Origin of the sequence: Bacillus sp. DB-2 (assembly GCF_003315125.1) — a bacterium.
Lineage (GTDB): Bacteria > Bacillota > Bacilli > Bacillales > Bacillaceae_G > Bacillus_A > Bacillus_A mycoides.
Map to the genome: position 1 here is coordinate 26,620 of NZ_QNRN01000003.1, position 23,615 is coordinate 50,234.

Here is a 23,615-nt window from a genome sequence, read left to right on the forward strand (position 1 = left end):
TGCGCATGAGTGATGTAATGGCTGATCGTACCCCTCCGCATAATATAGAAGCTGAGCAGGCAGTCTTAGGTGCCATATTAATTGATCAGGATGCGTTAACGTCAGCATCGGAACTATTGGTACCTGACTCATTTTATCGAACGAAACATCAAAAGATTTTTGAAGTCATGCTTGGGTTGTCTGATAAGGGAGAACCAATCGACTTAGTAATAATGACATCAGCGATGGCTGATCAAGGATTGCTAGAAGAAGTTGGTGGGGTTTCTTATCTAGCAGAGTTAGCAGAAGTTGTTCCAACAGCTGCTAACGTAGAATATTATGCACGCATCATCGCTGAAAAGGCACTTTTACGTCGTTTAATTCGAACGGCGACTCATATTGTATCGGATGGATACGAGCGAGAAGATGATGTGGATGGCCTTTTAAATGAGGCTGAGAAAAAAATATTAGAAGTATCTCACCAAACAAATGCCAAAGCATTCCAAAACATTAAAGATGTTCTTGTAGATGCTTATGATAAAATTGAACTTTTGCATAATCAAAAGGGTGAAGTTACCGGGATACCAACTGGATTTACTGAATTAGATAAGATGACCGCGGGTTTTCAGCGAAATGATTTAATCATCGTAGCAGCGCGTCCGTCGGTGGGGAAAACTGCATTTTCATTAAATATCGCACAAAACGTAGCGACGAAAACTGATGAAAATGTAGCGATTTTTAGTTTGGAGATGGGCTCTGATCAGCTTGTTATGCGTATGCTTTGTGCGGAAGGAAATATTGATGCGCAAAGACTTCGTACCGGTTCATTAACTTCTGATGATTGGGCGAAATTAACAATGGCGATGGGTAGCCTTTCTAATGCTGGTATATATATTGATGATACACCAGGGATTAAAGTAAATGAGATTCGAGCAAAATGTCGTAGATTAAAGCAAGAACAAGGTCTTGGGATGGTTTTGATTGACTATTTACAGCTTATTCAAGGAAGTGGGAAATCAGGAGAAAACCGTCAGCAGGAAGTATCTGAGATTTCTCGTACATTAAAAGGGATTGCACGTGAATTGCAAGTACCTGTTATCGCCTTGTCGCAGTTATCTCGTGGTGTAGAATCTCGTCAAGATAAACGTCCGATGATGTCTGACATTCGTGAATCAGGAAGTATCGAGCAGGATGCTGATATTGTAGCCTTCCTATATCGTGAAGATTACTATGATCGTGAAACAGAAAATAAAAATACAATTGAAATTATCATTGCAAAACAACGTAATGGTCCGGTAGGTTCAGTAGAGCTTGCGTTTGTTAAGGAATTTAATAAATTCGTCAACTTAGAACGCCGCTTTGAGGATGGACATGCACCGCACGCATAAAGGCAGTATAAAAAAGAAACGCATTTCTTATAATAAGATGTGTTTCTTTTTTTTTATATGAAAGATAGGGCTTTCATAAGGTGAATATGTAATTCTTACGAACGAAAACGTTTTTCCATAAAAAAATGTTCGCTTTTTGGTTGACTTCTCTTTCTGTTTTGGTACAATTATATTGTTTGAATAGATCGTTTGAAAATTGCGGAGGTGCTTTAATAATGTCTTCAGTAGTAGTTGTAGGAACACAATGGGGCGACGAAGGAAAAGGTAAAATCACTGATTTTCTTTCTGAGCATGCGGAAGTAGTTGCAAGATATCAAGGTGGAAATAACGCGGGACATACAATTGTTTTCGGCGGAGTTAAATATAAATTACACTTAATTCCATCTGGTATTTTCTATAAAGAGAAAATTTGTGTAATCGGAAACGGCTTAGTAGTAGATCCGAAAGCATTACTTGAAGAGTTAAAATACTTACACGATCGTGGTGTAAGTACTGATAATTTACGTGTAAGTAACCGTGCGCACGTTATTTTACCTTATCACTTAAAACAAGATGAGTTAGAAGAAGCGAGTAAAGGTGATAACAAGATCGGTACAACGAAAAAAGGTATCGGTCCTGCATATATGGATAAAGCTGCTCGTATTGGTATCCGTATGGCTGATCTTTTAGACCGTGAAGCATTTAAAGAGAAGCTTGAGCGCAATTTAGTGGAAAAAAATCGTTTATTTGAAAAAATGTACGATACAGAAGGTTTCAGCGTAGAAGAAATCTTTGAAGAGTACTTCGAATACGGACAACAAATCGCACAGTATGTATGCGATACATCTGTCGTATTAAATGATGCACTAGATAACAATCATCGTGTATTATTTGAAGGTGCACAAGGTGTTATGCTTGATATCGACCACGGTACGTATCCATTCGTTACATCTTCTAACCCAATTGCTGGTGGTGTAACAGTTGGAACTGGAGTTGGTCCTGCGAAAGTTACTCGCGTTGTAGGTGTATGTAAAGCATATACAAGCCGTGTAGGTGATGGTCCATTCCCTACGGAACTTAATGATGAAATCGGTCATCAAATTCGTGAAGTTGGTCGTGAATACGGAACAACAACTGGTCGTCCACGCCGTGTAGGTTGGTTCGATAGCGTTGTTGTAAGACATGCACGTCGTGTTAGTGGTTTAACAGACTTATCATTAAACTCTATCGATGTATTAACAGGTATCCCAACTCTTAAAATTTGTGTTGCTTACAAATACAATGGTGAAGTTATCGATGAAGTTCCAGCTAACTTAAACATTTTAGCGAAATGTGAGCCTGTATATGAAGAGCTTCCAGGTTGGACAGAAGATGTTACTGCTATGAAATCATTGGATGAACTTCCTGAAAATGCAAGAAAATACGTAGAGCGTGTTTCTGAATTAACAGGAATCCAATTATCTATGTTCTCGGTTGGACCAGATCGTAATCAAACGAATATCGTTCGTAATGTATACGAAGCTTAATTGATATAAAAAATTGATTTTTTTAAGAAAAAACTCATATTTTTATGAGTTTTTTCTTATTTTTTTATAAAAAATAAGAAAAGGTATTGCAAAAATGAAAGATAACATGTTATGATATGTCTTGTCGTCACGAAAATATGACGTTGGTGAGTATGAGCCATTAGCTCAGTTGGTAGAGCATCTGACTTTTAATCAGAGGGTCGAAGGTTCGAATCCTTCATGGCTCACCATTTTATTTTTCGTGGCCCGTTGGTCAAGTGGTTAAGACACCGCCCTTTCACGGCGGTAACACGGGTTCGAATCCCGTACGGGTCATGTTTTTTTATGTTCATTTTTGGTCCCGTGGTGTAGTGGTTAACATGCCTGCCTGTCACGCAGGAGATCGCCGGTTCGACCCCGGTCGGGACCGCCACTTTTGTTTATACCACCATTAGTGGTTTTATATATAGTTTTGGCTCGGTAGCTCAGTCGGTAGAGCAGAGGACTGAAAATCCTCGTGTCGGCGGTTCGATTCCGTCCCGAGCCACTCTCAGGATATTAAGTGGGCCCACTTAATATCCTTTTTATTTTGTCCAGTTTTACAAATGTGGGTAGTTATTTTACAATAGAATGAGGAGCCTCTAGCAGTTGAAGCTAGAGGTTTTTCTATAGATCGTATAGGATTCCGTGTAAAAGTGGATGATACATGAGTCTATGAGAATAGAGGAGAAATACTTAGACTAAGATTGTTGTCATATAGGAACATACTATAGAAACACCAATATGTTTGAGGATTATTGATCATATTTTTATAAGGAGGAAATAGACGATGATGGGAAAGAAAATTTTAGTAGTTGATGATGAAAAGCCAATTGCGGATATTTTGAAGTTCAACCTAGAAAAAGAAGGTTTTGAAATTGTAATGGCGCATGATGGTGATGAAGCGATTGAAAAAGCAAATGAAGAACAGCCAGATATGGTTTTATTAGATATTATGTTACCGGGAAAAGACGGTTTAGAGGTATGTCGTGAAATACGTAAAAGCTCAGAAATGCCAATTATTATGCTTACAGCAAAAGACTCTGAAATTGATAAAGTATTAGGGCTTGAGCTTGGGGCAGATGATTATGTAACGAAGCCATTTAGTACGAGGGAGTTACTTGCTCGTGTGAAAGCGAATTTACGTCGCCATCAGCAGGGTGGTGCTGCAGAGAAAGAAGAAAATACCGAAATGGTTATTGGACCAATCGTTATCAATTCGAACGCTTATAGTGTAACAAAGCGTGAAGAAAGCATTGAGCTTACACATCGTGAATTTGAATTACTACATTATTTAGCGAAGCATTTAGGTCAAGTAATGACTCGTGAACATTTATTACAAACAGTTTGGGGTTATGATTATTTTGGAGATGTACGTACAGTAGACGTAACAGTACGTCGTTTACGCGAAAAAATTGAAGATAATCCAAGTCATCCTACTTTAATTGTAACTAGACGTGGGGTAGGGTATTACTTGCGTGACCCAGAACAGGAATAGTATATGAAGAAAGTTGGTTTTTTTCAATCTATTCATTTAAAATTTGTGCTCATATATATGCTGTTAATATTAATAGCAATGCAAGTAATTGGTGTATATTTCGTCAGGGAATTAGAAAAAAGCCTTGTAAAAGGCTTTCAAGATTCCTTAACGCAGCAAACAAATCTACTTTCTTATAACCTGAAGCAAGAGTTTGTAAAAGAACGTCCTAAAACAGAATCAGTAGATAAAGCTATTAATGATTCGATTCAAAAATTCGCATCAGATCGTAAGAAAGATATTCAAGAAGTAAGTGTAATTGATTCTACTAAAAAATTAATGGCAATTTCAGACGGGTCTAAGCAAAATAAGGTAGGAAGAACGTCAGCAGATACAGCTGTACAACGTGTAATGGTACAAAAGAAACCAGAGTCAAAGATTGAGAAAGATGGAAATACAGGTCATCGAGTTCAAGTTATGATTACCCCTATTCTAAAAGAGCCAGGCGGAGAGGTACTTGGTGTCATTCATATCGTTGCATCTATGGAAGATGTGTACAAACAAATGAAGGACATCAACCAAATTTTCGCAACGGGGACAGTAATTGCTTTATTAGTAACAGCTGTACTTGGAATTTTATTGGCTCAAACAATTACGAGACCAATTTCAGATATGCGAAGACAAGCAATTGAAATGGCGAAAGGAAATTATTCGCGAAAAGTAAAGGTGCATAGTCACGATGAGATTGGACAATTAGCATTATCTTTTAACAATTTATCTAAAAAATTACAACAAGCTCGTTCCTCCACAGAAAGTGAAAGACGAAAATTATCATCCGTTTTATCACATATGACAGATGGAGTAATTGCTACTGATCGAAAAGGGGATATCATTTTATTAAATGATCCTGCGGAAAAGATGTTAAATGTTTCGCGCGAAACGGCGCTAGATCAATCAGTGTTAGAAGTGCTAGGAATACAAGAAGAATTTACACTGGATCATTTATATGAAGAGCCTGATTCAGTTTTATTAGATTTTAGTACGAGAAATGAACCATATATTTTACGTGCTAGTTTCTCTGTTATTCAAAAAGAAACAGGGAAGGCAAATGGTTTAATTGCTGTATTATATGATGTAACAGAGCAGGAGCGGATAGAACAAGAGCGCCGTGAGTTTGTTGCGAACGTATCTCATGAGTTAAGAACGCCGTTAACAACGATGCGCAGTTACTTAGAAGCACTTACTGATGGAGCATGGCAAGATCCCAATATTGCACCGCAATTTTTAACGGTTACACAAGAGGAAACGGAAAGAATGATCAGACTTGTAAATGCATTGTTACAACTATCTAAACTAGATAGTACAGAACATCGCTTAATGAAGGAATGGGTCGACTTTACTGATTTCTTTAATAACGTTATCGATCGTTTTGAAATGTCTAAAGAGCAAAATGTAAGCTTCAAACGATCTTTCTCTAAAAAATCTCGATTTATTGATATGGATACAGACAAAATTACACAAGTTTTATATAACATTATTTCCAATGCACTAAAATATTCGCCAGAAGGTGGTACAGTAACATATCGCCTACGTGACCGCGGGGAGTTATTAGAGATTAGTGTGAGTGATCAAGGAATGGGAATTCCGAAAGAAAATGTAGATAAAATATTTGAACGTTTTTATCGTGTAGATAAAGCGCGTTCGAGACAAATGGGTGGTACAGGTCTTGGGTTAGCTATTGCGAAAGAAATGATTGAGGCACATGGCGGCTCGGTTTGGGCGAAAAGTGAGGAAGGAAAAGGGACAACTATTTATTTCACATTGCCAATGGCGACAGATGAAGAGGACGATTGGGAATGAGTATGGAAAACTTTAAAACGATAGTTCTAATTAATTTGGTTGTCATTAGTCTATTTCTTACTTTTAACTTGTGGACATATGTTCCTGATTCTACTTCTATGCAAAATACAAAGTTCGTTCAAGGTAACGAAGAGATAAATACGATAAAGATTTCGGAGGTTGTTCGCCCATCCTCTGTCGTTATTCATAAAGAGAAAAATCATTATGTAAGCGAAAAGAAGGAAAATGTGGATTCGATCTATAAAATTCTTGAAAACGGAGAATTACATAATTTCGAGGAAATAACGGGGACAGTCCCTAAAGGTGATTTTCTGTCTTATGTACACGGAGAAGAAAAAATTGAATTTGTTTTTCCTACAAATATCCCGTTAGATACGATTAAAAATATGTTTAATATTAAAAATAAAAACATAGAAAGTAACAGAAGTTTTAATCGTATTATAATTGATCCTTCTAGAAGTAAGGACCAAGAAATTAAAGTTAGCTTTGTTTCCTATGATACTCCTCATAAAATATATCAAGCAACATTGAGTGGTGCTTATATAAAGGATATTATAAATGCTCAAAATCAACTTATAACAGTAGCAAGACCATATTTTGAGTATCAAATAAATGATACAAAAAAACTTTTTTTACCAGAGGGGATTACGGAATTAAGTAAGGCAGAGTATATTACAGCTAAACTAGAAGTGGATCCATTTAAAAATGCTTTATTTAGTGATCCACGTTATTTAAGTCCTATTTCTGAGAAAACAAAGGAAACATTTACAGATGGCATCCGTTCTATGGAAATTGATAAATCGGATGCAATGTTGAAATATAAAAATTCCGCTGTACATGGTGATAAATCTACGGATAATGCGGTAATTTTACAAAAAAGTTTTGACTTTGTAAGTGGGCATAGTGGATCCTTGAAGTCCTATCGTTTTGATTATATTAATGGGAGGAAAACTTCATTCCGTTTATATGAGGATGGTTTGCCTGTATTTAATGCAAATGGAATAGCGGAATTAAAACAAGTATGGGGTTCAGGTGAAATTATGCAGTATGAAAGACCCTTTTTTGAGTTCAGTATTACTTTGCCTAGTAAACAACAAACAACTTCTCTCGCATCAGGTCGTACAGTGATGACATCATTAGAGAATAATCCAGAAATTGATAAAAAATCAATTCAGGATGTTGGTATTGGTTATAAAATGTCATTGGAACCGTCCATCAGTGATGTGAGAATCGCTGTCTTACAGCCGATATGGTATGTAAAATGTGAAGAAGATGGTAAGCAACAAATATATGAATGGAGTGAGGGGGGACTAAATGGATTGGGATCGAATTAAAACAATATTTATTGTGACCTTTTTTGTTTTAGACCTCTTTCTTATCTTTCAGTTCATTCAAAAGCAAGATAGTAATCAATTAGAACTTGTGACGGAAACGAAAATCGATCAACAATTAAAAGCTGAAAAAATTACTATGGGAAATTTTCCTAAAGAGCCGAAAAAAGAGTCATTTATAATGGCGAAAAATAAGGGTTTCAAAGAAGAAGATGTGCAATCTTTAAAAAATCAGACAGCGCATGTGCAAGACGAATATCAAATAGAGGGTAAATTAAAAGAGCCTTTTTTAAATACAAAATCATTGTCAAAAGATAAGTATAATGAGTTTTTGAAAAATTATGTGCTGGATGGACAAAAATATGAGTTTGGCGCAATAAAGGACTCAAAAATTTACTTCTTTCAAAAGTATAAAGATAAACCAATCTTCTACAATAATCGTGCGATGATTGTTGTAGATTTAAATGAAAAAAATGAGCTTATTTCGTATACACAAACAATGTTAACGGATTTGAAGGAAATGGGCGAAAGCGAAAAGACGAAAGAGCAAGAAATTATTACTGCTCAAACAGCTTTAGAAAATATATATTTGAAAAATAAAATTGCAGAAAATACGCACGTGAAAGAGGCGCAGATTGGATATGCGACTCTTGCTGAGTCTTCTTCTAATATACAAGTGCTTGCTCCAACATGGAACTTAAAGACAGAACAAAAAAAGGATTTTTTTGTGAATGCAATTGAAGGACAAGTTATGGAATTAGGGGAAACTCAAGTGCCGGAAGAACATAATGGAGTGAGAAAGAATGAGCATGCATTTTAGTGTACTTGCAAGTGGAAGTACAGGGAATATGCTATATGTAGGAACAGATGAAAAAAAACTGCTTGTCGATGCAGGTTTAAGTGGTAAAGCTACAGAGGCGTTATTTAAACAGGCTGAACTGAATATAAATGACATATCAGGTATTCTTGTAACACATGAGCATAGTGATCACATTAAAGGATTAGGTGTATTGGCGCGTAAATATGATTTACCTGTTTATGCGAACGAGAAAACATGGAATGCAATGGAACATTTAGTAGGCAATATCCCAACTGATCAAAAATTCATTTTCTCAGTAGGAGACGTGAAAACATTTGGGGATATTGAAGTTGAATCATTTGGTGTTTCTCATGATGCGGCGGAACCGATGTTTTACGCTTTTCATAACAATAATAGAAAGTTAGCTCTTATTACAGATACGGGCTACGTAAGTGATCGTATGAAAGGTGTTATTAAGGGAGCAAATGCTTTCGTGTTTGAAAGCAATCATGATGTGGAAATGCTTCGTATGGGACGCTATCCATGGAGCATTAAGCGACGTATTTTAAGCGACGTTGGCCACGTTTGTAATGAGGACGCTGCATTAGCGATGGCTGATGTTATTACAGATGAGACAAAACACATTTATTTAGCGCATTTAAGCCTAGATAATAACATGAAAGAATTAGCGCGTATGTCTGTATCACAAGTATTAGAAGAAAAAGGTTTTGGGGTTGGAGAATCCTTTGAAATACATGATACGGATCAAAAAATGCCTACGAAAATTCAATACGTATAATTCTTCATTTTAGTAAACAATAAAGGTGAATATAGTTGTTTTCAGGAAGATAGGTGAACAAATATGTCCTTTATTGATGAAGAAAAATATCGTATTAAACGTGCAGGGAAAAAGAAACATAAAGGTATTGTCATTTCTAGCATAGCAGGGACAATTGTAGGGGCTTCATTATTTGCATTTGGAGCTCCTTTATTTTCAAATCATGCAGGTAAGCTTCCGCAAGCTGAAGCAAGTGAAAAAAATATGGCTGAAGCTCAAAGTGGAAATGTTCCTGTTAAACAGATTAGCTTTGTAGACGCTGTTGATCGTGCTTCAGAGGCTGTTGTTGGTGTTATTAATATTCAACGAGACGATTTTTCAGAGGCTGATTCGGAAGCTGGTACAGGATCTGGTGTGATTTATAAGAAAACAGATGGAAATGCGTATATTGTAACGAATAACCACGTTGTTGCTGGGGCGAATCGTATTGAAGTGAGCTTAAGTGACGGTAAGAAAATTCCAGGTAAAGTATTAGGAACCGATGTAGTCACTGATTTAGCGGTACTTGAAATAGATGCGAAGTATGTGAAGAAAGTGATTGAAATTGGCGACTCTAATACCGTTCGTAGAGGAGAACCAGTTATTGCGATTGGAAATCCACTTGGGCTACAATTTTCCGGAACTGTCACACAAGGTATTATTTCGGCTAATGAGCGTATTGTTCCTGTAGATTTAAATCAAGATGGACATTACGATTGGCAAGTAGAAGTATTGCAAACAGATGCGGCAATTAATCCAGGTAATAGTGGTGGAGCGCTTGTAAATGTAGCGGGACAATTAATAGGTATTAACTCAATGAAAATTGCAGCAAAAGAAGTAGAAGGAATTGGACTAGCTATTCCAGTTACGAGAGCTGTTCCTATTATGAATGAACTAGAAAAGTACGGTAAAGTAAAAAGACCTTATGTTGGGATTGAACTAAGGTCATTAAACGAGATTCCGAGTTACTATTGGTCAAAAACGTTACGATTACCAGATAACGTAAAAGAAGGAGTCTGCATTTTAGATGTGAAAAGTCCTTCGCCAGGTACGGATGCGGGTCTTAGAGAACATGATGTTATTGTGGCGGTAGATGGAAAAGCGGTGCACGATATTATTGGGTTCCGCACGGCCTTATATAATAAAAAAATTAATGATAAAATGACTCTTACGTTTTATCGTGGTACAAAACGAGCGACAACAACGGTGAAATTAGGCATTCAAAAGTATTAAAAACAGGAGGGCCTACCTCCTGTTTTCTATTGTAGAAAAGTGAGGTGAAGAATATGAATTTACCTTGTTGTTTAGAACATGTTGAATTAGCATTAGATATCATTGTGGATGAGTGTGAAGTCGCACCGGTTATTAACAATGTGGATAACTCTAAAGAAGAGAAAAAAACATGTGAATTTTGTCAAAATGAGGCGACATATGTTGTATCGAACACAGATTCTCACACAATATGTGGGTAACATTTGTGGATATGTGGATAAGTCCTGTGGATAACGTGTTTGTAAGGTGGGGAATAAATGTGAATATCTCGATTATTTCAATTGGGAAATTAAAAGAAAAGTACTTAAAACAAGGTATAGCAGAATACTTAAAACGATTATCTTCGTACGCAAAAGTAGAAGTAATTGAATTGCCAGATGAAAAGGCACCAGAAAATTTAAGTGCAGCAGAAATGTTAATTGTAAAAGAAAAAGAAGGCATACGTATACTGGATAAAATTTCTGATGATACGCACGTCATTGCGTTAGCAATAGAAGGAAAGCAAAAATCATCAGAAGAATTTGCGGTAAGTATAGATCGCCTTGCTACATATGGAAAGAGCAAGATCACATTTGTAATTGGTGGATCACTGGGGCTTAGTTCTGAAGTAATGAAGCGTTCAAACGAATCTCTTTCTTTCTCAAAGATGACATTACCACATCAATTAATGCGATTAGTATTGCTTGAGCAAGTGTATAGAGCGTTTCGGATTAATCGTGGTGAACCTTATCATAAATAAATTTTTCATTTGTATATAAAGAGTAAAAAAGACCATTGGACAAAAATCACCGATGGTCTTTTAAACATTAATAGATGGTATGTAGATTTCCTAAAATAAGTATGTTTCTATTTCTAAAAAAATATGCTGTAATATGAAGAGGGAAAAAGTATAAGTAGTCATAGAAGTGAGGAATTAAAGGTGAAGAAGTTTAAGAAGTTTTACTTGGAGATTACAAGCGTATGTAATCTTGCGTGCAGCTTTTGTCCGCCGACGGAAAGGCAGAAGCAATTCATTTCTGTAGAGGATTTTGCTAAAAGATTAGACCAAATTAAACCTCACACAGACTACATTTATTTGCACGTGAAGGGTGAGCCGTTGCTCCATCCGAAAATAGATCAACTATTAGATTTAAGCCATGAAAAAGGGTTTAAAGTTAATATTACAACGAACGGAACGTTAATTAATAAGAGAAGGCATAGACTGTTAAATAAGCCTGCGTTAAGACAAATGAATTTTTCACTGCACAGTTTTGATGGACACCCAGGTTCGCAAGATAAAGAGGGCTATGTAAGGAGTATACTTTCTTTCATTAGAGAGGCAACAAGTCAATCGGACTTAATCGTTTCACTAAGATTATGGAATTTAACTCAGGATAATAAAACAAATGCTGAAATCCAAAAAAATAGGGATTTATTATCTATAATTGAAAATGAGTTTGATCTATCTTATCAAATTGAAGAGAAGCTTACACCGGGAAAAGGTATAAAAATTGCGGAACGTGTCTTTATTAATCAAGACTATGAATTCCAGTGGCCGGCATTGCATGAAGAAGAGGATGATGGAAAAGGATTCTGTCATGGTCTTCGAAATCAGGCTGGAATCTTAGCGAACGGAACGGTTATTCCTTGTTGTCTAGATGGTGAGGGAATTATTAATCTTGGAAATATTAATAATGATTCATTCTCTAATATTATTGAAGGCGAAAGAGCGAACAATATTGTAGATGGATTTTCAAAAAGGGTTGCAGTAGAAGAACTGTGTAGAAAGTGCGGATACCGCAAAAGATTTGGAAAGTAAATATAGAATAAGCCCTCATAAAACGAGGGCTTATTTTTATTCTTGATAAGAACGCTCTAATTCATCAATTAAGGAACCGACGTAAGATACAGCTTTACGGATTGCATCTGGTTTTGACATGTCTACTCCAGCGTGTTTCATTAATTCGAGTGGTTTCATTGTACCGCCTGCACGGAGTACATCAAGCCATCGATCAACAGCAGGTTGTCCTTCTTCTTTAATCATTTGAGCTACAGCGGTAGAAGCAGTTAGTCCTGCAGAATATGTGTAAGAATATAAGCCCATATAATAGTGAGGTTGACGCATCCATGTTAAACCGGCGCCTTCATCAATTTCTACGGAATCTCCCCAGAATGTCGAAAGGACCTTCGTTTTTATTTCAGTTAAAGTTGTAGCTGTGAGTGCTTGCCCTTCTTCTGCTAGAGCGTATACTCTTCTTTGATATTCTCCCTCAAGTAGATGGGTAACGAAGTTGTGGTAATATGTGCCGAGTAGTTGCAGAATAACCCATCTGCGCATTCTCTTATCTTCAGTAGTCGCAAGTAAATGCTGGGCTAATAGTAATTCATTCATCGTTGATGGAGCTTCAACGAAGTACATAGATGGACGCACATTCATAATACGCTGATTTTTATTTGCTAAATAAAAATGACCAGCATGTCCAAATTCATGAGCTAATGTGAAACACCCGCGCATCGTACCCTGCCATGTAATTAAAATATAAGGGTGAGAACCGTATGGGCTAGAGCAGAAGGCACCTGTTGATTTTCCTACGTTATCTGCAAGGTCTACCCATCTTTCTTTGAAGCCCTTTTCGATAATGGAACTATATTCATTTCCTAATACTTTTAAAGAATCTTGAATGAGTTTGCCAGCTTCTTCGTAAGTGATTGTTGGATTAAATTCAGGATCTAACGGTGCATGTAAGTCACAGAAAAGCATTTGATCAAGCCCTAATACATTCTTTTTTAAATCTGCAAAACGGCGCATATGAGGCGCTAATTCGTTATAAATAATATCTAGTTGGTTGTTATACATTTCAAGTGGAACTTTTTGAGGCTCTAAAAGCATATGGGTAACGGACTCGTACTTGCGCAAACGAGAAAGCGCCACTTGTTTTTTTACCTCAGTAGCATATGTTGTTGCAACTGTATTTTTATATCGTTTCAATGTGGAAACAAATGATGAATATGCTTTTTTACGTATATATGCGCTTGGAGAAAATTCATATTTGCTTTCGAATAATGCAAACGATACAGGCAAATCATTTCCCTGTTCATCTTGTATAGAAGGGAAATCCATATCGGCTAATTTAGTCATGCCGTAAATTTTGTAGGGTGAACTATGAACTTCGCCGAGTGCAGCAAGAGCTTCTTCTGTTTCAGGAGAGAGTGTGTGCTGCCTCTTTTTGAGTATCTCTAGTAATGATTTACGGAAAGGTTCAAGTTTTATTTCCTCAGTTAAATATTTTTCAATTATTCCCTCCTCAAATGAGAGAATTTCGTTATGAATAAAGGATAGTGCGGTATGTACATTCGTTCCTAGAGCGGAAATTTTGGAAGAGTTCGCTTGAATAACTGAATCTGTACGATCAGCGGATTCTTTTAAATTTGCATATGCGCCGAGTTTTGTTAACTTCATTAAAAGCTCTTCTTCTAAAAGTAGGCAATTTAATAAGGTAGCGGGGCTAGTGTGTAATTGTCCTTTAAATGCATCAAGTTTTTTTATATCGTCTGTTAATACACGTAATGCAGTTTCCCACTCTTTATCAGATTCGTATAAATCAGAAAGGTCCCATGTCAATTCAGTAGAGACTTCCGCGCGAATAAGGCGTTCCTCAATTACATTTTTCATTTGTTACATCCCCCTTATTATAAGTATCTAAAAACATAATACTAGAAAATTCAGTGAAATGAAAATATTTTACATTTTTATACATGAAAAAGAAGGACAAGCATAAAAAATGCTTGTCCTTCTAGTTGAATTTATAAATTAATATACTTTGTCCCCGTTGAAAATAGAGTTTTTCACGACTACATAATCTACAGTACGAATTGCGTCTAATTTTGTTCCACCAGCGTAAGAGATAGAAGATTGAAGATCTTGTTCCATTTCGATTAAAGTGTCTTCTAAAGAACCTTTATGCTCAACGAACATTTTCTTACCTTCAACGTTTTTCTTCTCACCTTTTTGGAATTCAGAAGCTGAACCGAAGTACTCTTTATAAAGTTTGCCATCTTTTTCGATTGTTTCCCCTGGAGACTCTTCATGACCTGCGAATAGAGAACCGACCATAACCATAGTTGCTCCAAATCGAATTGATTTAGCTACGTCGCCATGTGTACGAATACCACCGTCAGCGATAATTGGCTTACTTGCAGCTTTTGCACACCAGCGAAGTGCAGCTAGCTGCCAACCACCAGTTCCAAAGCCTGTTTTAATTTTAGTAATACAAACTTTACCAGGTCCAATGCCAACTTTTGTTGCATCAGCACCAGCGTTTTCTAATTCTCTTACCGCTTCTGGAGTTCCAACGTTTCCAGCGATAACGAAGCTTTCTGGTAAATGTTTTTTAATATGTTGAATCATGTTGATCACAGCGTTAGAGTGACCATGTGCGATATCGATTGTAATGTATTCGGGTGAAAGTTGCTCAGCAGCTAATTGTTGTACGAATTCGTACTCGTCTTCTTTAACACCAACGCTGATTGAAGCAATTAATCCACGTGATTGCATATCTCTAATGAATGAAATTCGTTTCTCTGGTTGGAAACGATGCATGATATAGAAGTAATTATTTTCAGCTAAATAAGTTGCGATTCTTTCATCAATAATCGTTTGCATATTTGCAGGTACGACAGGTAATTTAAATTTATGTTTTCCTAAAGTGACAGTTGTATCACATTCAGATCGGCTATTTACAATGCATTTTGCAGGAATTAATTGAATATCTTCATAGTCAAATACGTTTTCCATCATTTACACCCCTAAAATACGAATATTTTATTTTTATTGATTGAAAATGTTCGTCCATAGGATAATTTACATCATTTTCAGTAAGAAGTCAAAGATTTTCTTAACATTTTTTTAAAAAGAAGCCAATATGTTTTAAAAATAACGTTAAAAACGAATTTAAATAGATTTCTTATGAATAATGTTCGTTTATAAAAAAGTAAGGAAAGTTGCGATAATTGCATAAGATTGTATGTATGCTTCTTATTTTGAGCGAGGGGGCTGGGGAAATACTATGAAAAAGTTAATACTAATAATAGGAATAACTTTGTTGGTTACTGCCGGATGTAGCAATAATGATGCATTTGATAAGGCAGAGAAACAAGGAGATTTAGCATTGGAAAATAAAGAATACGATAGAGCAGTTGCATCTTTTGAATTAGCATTAAAAGAAAAGAAGGATGATCGGGAAATCAGGCTGAAGGTGAATCAAACAAATAAAATGATTGAAGCAGTACAGGAAAGTAATATAGACCGAGCAATTTCGTTATTGAGGGAAATTGAAAATGATGCTGCTAGTTCAGTTATATTAGCCAGACAAGCAAAAGAAAAACGAGAAGTTTTAGCTAATCAAAAAGATGAGGAAGAAAAATATAAGCAAATGCTAGTTAAAGTAGAGGAGTTGAAAAACGAGCAGAAGTTTGCGGATGTAAAAGAGCAACTTAACGTAATTATTAGGGAAACGAAAGGGAAAGAACAGTTTAAAATATATTATCAAAATGCGAATGAACAAATTATACAGAGTGTGCCGAGGGCAGTAGATGTAGATAAAACAAAAGATGAGAACCGTAAGGAAGAAAAAGTAATAGAAGAGAAGCCGAAGAAAGAAAGTGTTATTACCGGTCAGAAGGCAGAATATATTACTAAACTAAATAGTATTGAGGAGAGTTTGAAAAAGCTCGATTACTTATATGAGAACGGAATTACAACTGAAATGAAAGAAGGGGAAGTTAAAAGATACGATGCATGGGATCAAGCTTTAAATGAGATTTATGCTGTTTTGAAAAAGCAACTTTCTACAAGTGAAATGAACACTTTGAGAGAGAAACAGCGTGAATGGATTACGTATCGAGATCGCAAGGCGGAAGAAGCTTGGAATGAATCTGGGCGGGGAACATTATCAGGGATAGCAACTATTTCATCGAATGCAAATAGTACGAGGGAAAGATGTTATCAGTTAGTTGAGCAATATATGGAATAATATTTTTAACAAGTTTTTAAAATATAAGATCCTTTTGTTTAGTCAGGCGAATCACGAATGATTCGCCTTTTTATGTGAGCTTTCAAGTATAATGAATAAGGTCATAATAAGGTATATGATGATTCATTGATAGGAAAAGCGAAAAAAGAAAATAATACAGAATAAAAAGAGGTTAACATATGAGTAAAAAAAGTTTTGCTGATTATGCATTAAGTAAAGAAATTGTAAGAGCACTTACTGGTTTAGGATATGAACATCCAACGGAAGTGCAAGGAGAGGTTATTCCAGTTGCCTTGCAAAAGAAAGACCTTGTCGTGAAATCACAGACTGGAAGTGGAAAAACCGCTTCATTTGGCATACCACTTTGTGAAATGGTGGAGTGGGAAGAGAATAAGCCACAAGCTTTAGTTTTAACACCGACGAGAGAGCTTGCGGTGCAAGTAAAAGAAGATATTACGAATATAGGTCGTTTCAAAAGAATTAAGGCCGCTGCAGTTTATGGCAAATCTCCATTTGCACGTCAAAAATTAGAGTTAAAGCAAAAAACACATATTGTAGTTGGGACTCCTGGCCGTGTGTTAGATCATATTGAAAAAGGTACCCTTTCTTTAGAGTGTTTGAAGTATTTAGTTATTGATGAAGCGGATGAAATGCTGAATATGGGTTTTATCGATCAAGTAGAGGCAATTATTGACGAATTACCTAAAAAACGAATGACAATGCTATTTTCAGCAACACTTCCAAAAGATGTTGAAAAGTTATCTCGTACGTATATGGATTCGCCAACGCATATTGAAATTAAGGCTACCGGGATTACAACAGATAAAATTGAACATATACTTTTTGAGATGAGAGAAGAGGAGAAGCTTTCACTTCTTAAAGATGTAACAACGATTGAGAATCCAGATAGTTGTATTATTTTTTGCCGTACGCAAGAAAATGTAGATCACGTATTTCAACAGTTAAAGCGGGTTAACTATCCTTGTGACAAAATACATGGTGGTATGGTACAAGAAGATCGTTTTGAAGTTATGGACGATTTTAGAAAAGGAAAGTTCCGTTATTTAGTAGCGACAGACGTAGCTGCTAGAGGAATTGATATTGATAATATTACACATGTTATTAACTATGATATTCCATTAGAAAAAGAAAGTTATGTACATCGTACGGGAAGAACGGGACGAGCTGGTAATAACGGGAAAGCTATTACATTCATGACGCCGTATGAAAATAGATTTTTAGAAGAGATTGAGGAGTACATTGGCTTTGAAATTCCAAAGGCACTTGCACCTTCAAAAGAAGAAGTTATGAAAGGTAAAGCAGTATTTGAGGAAAAGATACATGCTAAACCAATTATAAAGAAAGATAAAAATGCAGGCCTAAACAAAGGAATTATGAAATTGTACTTTAATGGCGGGAAGAAAAAGAAAATTAGGGCGGTAGATTTCGTCGGTACAATTGCTAAAATTAAAGGTGTTACAGCAGAAGATATAGGTATTATTACAATACAAGACAATGTTTCTTACGTTGAAATATTAAATGGAAAAGGACCACTTGTTTTAAAAATTATGAAAAACACAACGATTAAAGGGAAACAATTAAAGGTTCATGAAGCAATTAAGTAAACAAAAAAACTATCCACCTCTAACAGGTGGATAGTTTTTTTGTTTAAGTTTCTTTGAGGTCATCAACTAGTTTCTCTGCTAAACGTCTATACATATTACTCATAGTCACGAAGGATGTTAGTAATAAAAACTTTTCTAGCTTTGGATCTTCTAAGGAAGAAACCTCGTTTACTTCCTTAACACGGTTATTCACATCTTGCTTAAAGCTTTCCACATTGGTGTCAGTAAGAGAAAGGTAATCTTTATATAGAGTGTTTAATTCGAATGTATCATCGTTTATTAACGGTGCATTTATATTTTCTAAGGAGCTTTTTATATCATTAATGGAAAGAGCTCCTTTTAATTGATAAATTAAGCTGATTAAAATCATATGTTCTTTTGAATACTTTTTATTTTTGATAGGGATGAATAATTTCCCTTTTGCGTAATTGTTAATCATTGTTTTTGTTAATACTTTTTCATCATTAGTTCTCGTTGTATCCGCATAAGTATTCTCAAATAGTTGGACAACTTGGTCTACATATAAGTCGACATTTGGGATATCCTCAAGTTTAATACTTTTTTCTAAATGTAATGATTCAAGTAATTTATTTATATTTTCCACGTAGAACCCCTCACTTTTATAACTTAGTGGAACTTAATGTTTAGTATATCTTTAAATATGGTATTACGAAACAAATGAATTGTAAATGTTGACCCGCACGGAAAATGTGTATATAATTACATGTAGTTATTAAAACTACATGTAATTATATGAGGGGTGTTTATATGAATGTTTATGTAAGAGAACCAGTTAATGCATTTACTCACTTAGGAGGAGCTGTATTATCATTTATTGCATTATTAGCTATGCTTGTGAAAGTTTCTGTTAAGATGCCATCTGTTGCTGCAATTACAGCTGTTATTTTATTCGGTATCGGGATGATGGTCCTTTATATGGCATCAGCTGTGTATCATAGTGTCGTAGCTAGTGAACGTGTTATTTATTTCTTTAGGAAGCTAGATCATTCTATGATTTTCATATTAATTGCAGGTACATATGCACCCTTTTGTTTAATTACATTAAATTCGGCAAATGGTTTACTATTATTCTGTTTAGTTTATGCAACGGCAATTTGTGGTATTGTTTTTAAAATGTTTTGGTTTAATTGTCCAAGATGGTTATCGACAGCAATTTATCTTCTGATGGGTTGGCTAATTGTTCTATTCTTTGCACCGCTAGCTGAGAATCTAAGTACAGGAGGTATTATTTTCTTAGTACTTGGAGGCATTTTTTATACAATTGGTGGGTTTATTTACGGTGCGAAGCCAAAATGGTTGGAGTTTAAATATATGGGACACCATGAAATTTTTCATGTTTTTGTATTGTTAGGTAGTCTTGCACATTTTCTAAGTGTATATTGTTACGTAATTTAATCAAAAAACGCCACGCGATGTCTGTTATGTGGCGTTTTTTTTATTACCTGATTTGAATCGTGTATTGTACAAAAAATCATGGGATAAAATGTAAGTTTCTGTGTTCGCATAATAAACATATGGTAAGAAATATGTGATATACTTTGAGAAGTTTATAATGAATGAAATATGGAGGACTATAATTATGGCAATACTTGTAACAGGTGGAGCAGGATATATTGGTAGTCATACATGCGTAGAATTACTAAAAAACGGTTACGAAATTATAGTAGTAGATAATCTTTCGAATAGCTCAGTAGAGTCTATAAATCGAGTGACAGAGATAACAGGAAAACAGTTTAAATTTTATAAAGAAGATATTTTAAATCGAGAAGCACTTGATACGATTTTTGAAGAAAATACAATTGAAGCTGTTATTCACTTTGCAGGCTTTAAGGCTGTAGGGGAATCAGTAGAAATTCCGTTAACGTATTATCATAACAACATTACGAGCACACTAGTGCTGTGTGAAGTGATGCAGAAGCATGATGTGAAGAAGATGATCTTCAGTTCATCTGCAACAGTGTATGGTATTCCAGAAACATCACCAATTACGGAGGAGTTTCCATTAAGTGCAACGAATCCATATGGTCAAACGAAATTAATGATTGAACAAATTATGCGTGACGTAGCATTTGCGGATGCAGGATGGAGTATTGCATTACTTCGTTATTTCAACCCATTTGGTGCACATGAAAGTGGACGCATTGGAGAAGATCCAAACGGAATTCCAAATAACTTAATGCCATATGTAACACAAGTAGCAGTAGGGAAGTTAAAGGAATTAAGTGTATTTGGAAATGACTATCCAACAAAAGATGGCACGGGTGTCCGTGATTATATTCATGTTGTAGACTTAGCAAATGGCCATGTAAAGGCGCTTGAAAAGGTACTTGGCACTACTGGGATAGAGGCATACAATCTCGGTACAGGTACTGGTTATAGTGTATTAGAAATGGTTGAAGCATTTGAAAAAGTTTCAGGCAAGGAAGTTCCTTATAAAATTACGGAACGTCGTCCTGGTGATGTGGCAGTATGTTTTGCAGATGCATCGAAAGCGAAGCGTGAATTAGGATGGGAAGCAAAACGTGGATTAGAAGAAATGTGTGCAGACTCTTGGAGATGGCAATCAAATAACAAAAATGGCTATCTAGAAGTTTAATAAACAGATAAAAAAATGACCTTTTGCGGGAGCAAAAGGTCATTTTTATTTATTTATTTCCATTAAGTTTATTAGCAAATTTAGTAAAGAAAGTTCGCCTTTTTATAGGAGTATTTGACTGACAAAACGTATAGTAATCAATATCTTTAATGTAAGTAAAGAGTCTAGAAATAGCATATAAGAATGTAATAGAAGATCCGAGTGCAAAACTAATACCGTAACCATTAAATCCAAATGGAAGTAGAAGAAGACTTAATAACAGGTTTGCAAAAAAGAACAGGGCTGATGTTCGAAATGCTCCTTTACGATCTTCAAAATATAAGAGTAGTAATGTGATAACAAGGACCATCCCGTTTGCATAAGCACCAATTATAGTCAGCTGCAAAATAGAGTATTCAAGTGTTACGTTCCCAGATTGTGAACTAAACATCCATATTATAAAAATAATAAGTAAAGAAAAAATACCTTGATTACGAAGTATTCGTTCCATTTCTTGCTTTAGGACAAAGTTCATTGATTCTTTTAATTGTAAAATTGTATTTAATGTCGCCCCATTGTTAACTGAACCGAAGAACTTCTTATACCGTTCATAAAACCTTGTTTCAATGGATACTACGAAGAAAATATAGGTTGGGATAATGCTTAAATAGGCCCAGAAAACAGATGTATCATAAATTTGATGATAAATAAACGTGTTTTCAATATTTCCTCGCCCTTCTCCGAACCAAATAACAAAGTTACATACCCAAATGCCAATATTGTAAAGTAAGCTTGACCAAAATAGTTCTGGATATTTATCTAAATAAGAAAGAAAGGTAAATTGTTCAGTAGCATCACTATTTGGAAACATTCGTACAATAACTATACTTAACCACACTAATGTAATGAAAGTCCCGATTGTAAAAGAAATTAAAAGTAATAGGGCCAATCCGTGTTCTATTCCAAGTGTTGGATGCCAGTAAGCAATAAGCGCAATTCCAGATAAGGAGAAAATGGAACCAATTAAAAATGCAAGAGCGATGGATTGATAATCTTTAGCTGCTGTTAAATAAATGGATTGAATCCAAATGATGTTTAAAGCTAAAAATAAAAATAGCATCACGATTTTATAATACAAGGCTAATGGTGTAAAAATTGCAAACAAAATCCATAAGATAATAGCTAAAAAAAGTGTGATTTTCGTCATTCCTAAAAAGGAAGAAAATACTTTATCAGCTTTTTGCTCGTATAAAAGGTCGGCCACATATCTAGTTACGATGAGCTGTAAGGCACCATATATGATTTGAGAAAAAATGAAGCAGTATGAAATTGAAATTGTAAAAAGGCGCTGTTCCTCAATTGAAATAGAATGGAACAAACTTAAAATGTATCGAATAGCTGTTACTGCTAAAATAACGACTAACCAAGGACCAGCTGTAACAAATAATGAAAATCCGTACGCTTTTATTCTGGAAGAATAGTAGTCTTCTTGGAATAATTTTTGTAAACGAAATCCTATCCCTGCCATGTTTTTTTACCTCTTTCTAAGTAAAGCTTACGATAACTATCAACGACACCTGATAATTGATAGTGCGCTTCAATACGATTGCGCCCGTTATCCCCAAATTTTTGAATGGATTCAGGGTGACGATAATACCACTCTAAATGAATGGCAACTTGTTCAGGAGATACAGGTGGTACAACAAATCCACATTGTCCGTAAGGATCTTCATCTTGTCCGTAAATTAATTCCTTACAAGAGCCGACATCTGTAACAACCCATGGTAATCCTGCTGCCATTCCTTCTAACATAGCTAATGGTTGTCCTTCAGATATACTTGTTAATACGAGAATATCTGTTTGTTTTAAGTAATCTTTAATATTTACTTTGCCGGTCATTATTACATGCTCTTCTAATCCTAATTGTTGAATTAAATCACGACATTCCTGAGCATATTCTGCTTCTTCTGTATCAGGACCTAGTAAGTAAAATATAAATGGAATATCTTTTTCTAATAATAATTTAGCTGCATAAATCATTGTTTTTACATCTTTAATTGGCACAACTCGTATAATAGCGGAAATGATGAGTTTATCCGAATTGTATTTTGGCTTACGTAACCCTTTATAGTCAGATAAAGTAACGCCATTTGGAACGATTTTTAGTTTATGGGCCGGAGCACCTAATTCTTTTTGATATGCACTATTTCGGCCGAACAACGTAATTACATCAGCGGCTTGTTCATATGCTTGATGAGACAAGTGATGAAAGAAAGAAACCCATCTTTTTTTATATTCAATTGGTATCCAAGTAGATTGTAGTATTTCTTCTTCACGCTCCCGAGAATAAATACCGTGTTCAGTTAGAATAAATGGTATATCGGACTTGGCACTAATTGCAGCACCAAGCAATCCACCATACCCTGTCGATACAGAATGAATAAGATCTAATTCAGGAAAATCAATTTGTAAAATTTGAATGATTGGTGTGAACATAGATCTCCACATCCAAAAGTAATTTAAGAAGGATCCACTACTTTCTTCATATAAATAGCTTTCTTTAACAATTGCATAAAACTCACGGCTTTCGAAGAAGGAATGGAGTGTTCCTAGCTTTTGTTTATTCCCTAATATTTGTAATGCTGTTGTATCGTTGGCTTGAAATGTAAACCATTTTTGAAGTGTCTGTACTTCTTGTTTAGTTAAATTAGTTTTTATATGTTTTGCTTCATTTTCTGATTGCAAAGGAATCAGAATGATGTTTTTTACATTGCTTGGAATTTCATATTGATATTCATCTTCTGTTTTTACTTGAGGGACTATCGCGAAAATCGTAAATTCATGTTCTTTAAACTGCTGGATAATCATTTGAACCCAGCTTGCTACCCCTCCGCTTACAAAGGGATAGCTGCCTTCAACGACCAAACCTATTCTCAT

At 35.4% G+C, this 23,615-nt stretch carries 20 protein-coding genes and 4 tRNA genes; 19 read left to right on the top strand and 5 right to left on the bottom strand.

Annotated features, from left to right (window positions below; all coding sequences use genetic code 11):
* Window positions 1-5: 5 nt before the first annotated feature.
* The 15 genes from dnaB (at window position 6) to DET63_RS05745 (ending at window position 12,244) form a co-directional block, all read left to right on the top strand.
* Window positions 6-1,367, top strand: a complete 1,362-nt coding sequence (dnaB, locus tag DET63_RS05670) for a replicative DNA helicase (protein ID WP_002016457.1) — start codon at window positions 6-8, stop codon at window positions 1,365-1,367.
* 215 nt (window positions 1,368-1,582) lie between these two features.
* Window positions 1,583-2,872, top strand: a complete 1,290-nt coding sequence (locus DET63_RS05675; RefSeq protein ID WP_002138921.1) for an adenylosuccinate synthase — start codon at window positions 1,583-1,585, stop codon at window positions 2,870-2,872.
* Between the two features lie 154 nt (window positions 2,873-3,026).
* Window positions 3,027-3,102 (top strand) — tRNA-Lys (locus DET63_RS05685).
* 13 nt (window positions 3,103-3,115) lie between these two features.
* Window positions 3,116-3,187: transfer RNA gene (locus tag DET63_RS05690), tRNA-Glu, on the top strand.
* Window positions 3,188-3,208: 21 nt separating this feature from the next.
* Window positions 3,209-3,284, top strand: a tRNA-Asp gene (locus DET63_RS05695).
* Window positions 3,285-3,325: 41 nt separating this feature from the next.
* Window positions 3,326-3,398 (top strand) — tRNA-Phe (locus DET63_RS05700).
* Window positions 3,399-3,680: 282 nt separating this feature from the next.
* Window positions 3,681-4,388 carry a cell wall metabolism DNA-binding response regulator WalR gene (gene walR, locus DET63_RS05705; RefSeq protein ID WP_000971867.1) on the top strand — a complete coding sequence of 236 codons (708 nt, stop codon included), beginning with the start codon at window positions 3,681-3,683 and terminating at the stop codon, window positions 4,386-4,388.
* Between the two features lie 3 nt (window positions 4,389-4,391).
* Complete coding sequence (walK, locus tag DET63_RS05710; RefSeq protein ID WP_002166370.1) at window positions 4,392-6,227, top strand: cell wall metabolism sensor histidine kinase WalK; 1,836 nt, start codon at window positions 4,392-4,394, stop codon at window positions 6,225-6,227.
* Window positions 6,224-7,561 carry a YycH family regulatory protein gene (locus tag DET63_RS05715; RefSeq protein ID WP_113936111.1) on the top strand — a complete coding sequence of 446 codons (1,338 nt, stop codon included), beginning with the start codon at window positions 6,224-6,226 and terminating at the stop codon, window positions 7,559-7,561. Before walK ends, DET63_RS05715 begins: the two co-directional genes overlap by 4 nt.
* Window positions 7,542-8,378, top strand: a complete 837-nt coding sequence (locus DET63_RS05720) for a two-component system regulatory protein YycI (RefSeq protein WP_002166372.1) — start codon at window positions 7,542-7,544, stop codon at window positions 8,376-8,378. The genes DET63_RS05715 and DET63_RS05720 overlap by 20 nt, the downstream gene beginning before the upstream one ends.
* Window positions 8,362-9,156, top strand: coding sequence for an MBL fold metallo-hydrolase (locus DET63_RS05725; RefSeq protein ID WP_113936112.1), 795 nt, complete (start codon window positions 8,362-8,364; stop codon window positions 9,154-9,156). The genes DET63_RS05720 and DET63_RS05725 overlap by 17 nt, the downstream gene beginning before the upstream one ends.
* A gap of 63 nt (window positions 9,157-9,219) precedes the next feature.
* Complete coding sequence (locus DET63_RS05730) at window positions 9,220-10,407, top strand: S1C family serine protease (RefSeq protein WP_113936113.1); 1,188 nt, start codon at window positions 9,220-9,222, stop codon at window positions 10,405-10,407.
* A 53-nt stretch (window positions 10,408-10,460) separates the two neighbouring features.
* Complete coding sequence (locus DET63_RS05735; RefSeq protein ID WP_002035001.1) at window positions 10,461-10,646, top strand: CxxH/CxxC protein; 186 nt, start codon at window positions 10,461-10,463, stop codon at window positions 10,644-10,646.
* Between the two features lie 59 nt (window positions 10,647-10,705).
* Entirely contained in the window at window positions 10,706-11,185 is a 480-nt protein-coding gene (rlmH, locus tag DET63_RS05740; RefSeq protein WP_002130178.1) for a 23S rRNA (pseudouridine(1915)-N(3))-methyltransferase RlmH, read from the top strand.
* 180 nt (window positions 11,186-11,365) lie between these two features.
* Window positions 11,366-12,244 (top strand): radical SAM/SPASM domain-containing protein, encoded by an 879-nt coding sequence (locus tag DET63_RS05745; protein WP_002016446.1) that lies wholly within the window; start codon window positions 11,366-11,368, stop codon window positions 12,242-12,244.
* Between the two features lie 36 nt (window positions 12,245-12,280).
* Here the strand turns inward: DET63_RS05745 and pepF are convergent, their stop codons facing one another.
* Both pepF and guaC read right to left on the bottom strand, forming a co-directional pair.
* On the bottom strand, window positions 12,281-14,098 hold the full coding sequence (pepF, locus tag DET63_RS05750; protein ID WP_113936114.1) for an oligoendopeptidase F: 1,818 nt from the start codon (window positions 14,096-14,098) through the stop codon (window positions 12,281-12,283).
* Window positions 14,099-14,236: 138 nt separating this feature from the next.
* The gene (guaC, locus tag DET63_RS05755) at window positions 14,237-15,220 is read right to left on the bottom strand and encodes a GMP reductase (protein WP_002068771.1); all 984 of its coding nucleotides are present in this window, start codon (window positions 15,218-15,220) and stop codon (window positions 14,237-14,239) included.
* Window positions 15,221-15,491: 271 nt separating this feature from the next.
* On the opposite strand from guaC, the gene DET63_RS05760 reads away from it, so the two are divergent.
* Together DET63_RS05760 and DET63_RS05765 are read left to right on the top strand one after the other, a co-directional pair.
* The gene (locus DET63_RS05760) at window positions 15,492-16,457 is read left to right on the top strand and encodes a lysozyme inhibitor LprI family protein (protein ID WP_113936115.1); all 966 of its coding nucleotides are present in this window, start codon (window positions 15,492-15,494) and stop codon (window positions 16,455-16,457) included.
* A gap of 179 nt (window positions 16,458-16,636) precedes the next feature.
* Window positions 16,637-18,082 carry a DEAD/DEAH box helicase gene (locus DET63_RS05765; protein WP_113936116.1) on the top strand — a complete coding sequence of 482 codons (1,446 nt, stop codon included), beginning with the start codon at window positions 16,637-16,639 and terminating at the stop codon, window positions 18,080-18,082.
* Window positions 18,083-18,125: 43 nt separating this feature from the next.
* Here DET63_RS05765 and DET63_RS05770 read toward each other — a convergent pair whose 3' ends face one another.
* Window positions 18,126-18,686, bottom strand: a complete 561-nt coding sequence (locus DET63_RS05770) for a DUF1836 domain-containing protein (protein ID WP_002089923.1) — start codon at window positions 18,684-18,686, stop codon at window positions 18,126-18,128.
* Window positions 18,687-18,850: 164 nt separating this feature from the next.
* On the opposite strand from DET63_RS05770, the gene trhA reads away from it, so the two are divergent.
* Together trhA and galE are read left to right on the top strand one after the other, a co-directional pair.
* On the top strand, window positions 18,851-19,498 hold the full coding sequence (gene trhA / locus DET63_RS05775) for a PAQR family membrane homeostasis protein TrhA (protein ID WP_105586729.1): 648 nt from the start codon (window positions 18,851-18,853) through the stop codon (window positions 19,496-19,498).
* 184 nt (window positions 19,499-19,682) lie between these two features.
* The gene (gene galE / locus DET63_RS05780; RefSeq protein WP_113936117.1) at window positions 19,683-20,699 is read left to right on the top strand and encodes a UDP-glucose 4-epimerase GalE; all 1,017 of its coding nucleotides are present in this window, start codon (window positions 19,683-19,685) and stop codon (window positions 20,697-20,699) included.
* Window positions 20,700-20,748: 49 nt separating this feature from the next.
* On the opposite strand, the gene pelG is transcribed toward galE, so the two are convergent.
* Together pelG and pelF are read right to left on the bottom strand one after the other, a co-directional pair.
* Window positions 20,749-22,206: an exopolysaccharide Pel transporter PelG gene (gene pelG, locus DET63_RS05785; protein WP_113936118.1), complete on the bottom strand. Its 1,458-nt coding sequence runs from the start codon at window positions 22,204-22,206 to the stop codon at window positions 20,749-20,751.
* Entirely contained in the window at window positions 22,194-23,615 is a 1,422-nt protein-coding gene (gene pelF / locus DET63_RS05790; protein WP_113936119.1) for a GT4 family glycosyltransferase PelF, read from the bottom strand. The genes pelG and pelF overlap by 13 nt, the downstream gene beginning before the upstream one ends.